Genomic DNA, 232 nt, shown 5'->3' on the forward strand with positions numbered 1-232 from the left:
TATCAATGTTTCGACCCATTTCTCCGCCCAGTGCATCGATTTCGCGAACAACAACGCCTTTAGCAGGTCCACCAACCGAAGGATTGCACGGCATGAAAGCAACCATATCTAAATTAATGGTTAGTAATAAGGTTTTGACCCCCAATCGTGCACTTGCAAGGGCTGCTTCACTACCTGCATGTCCGGCCCCAATTACGATTACATCATATTGTTCAGCTTGATAGGTTGTTAC

At 45.7% G+C, this 232-nt stretch carries 1 protein-coding gene; it reads right to left on the reverse strand.

The window, feature by feature from the left end; genetic code table 11:
* Positions 1-232, reverse strand: a 232-nt coding sequence (locus AC6UDE_RS07240) for an FAD-dependent oxidoreductase (RefSeq protein WP_500697070.1), incomplete at both ends; no start/stop codon positions are given.

This window comes from Fructilactobacillus sp. X2R5C3 (assembly GCF_059901325.1).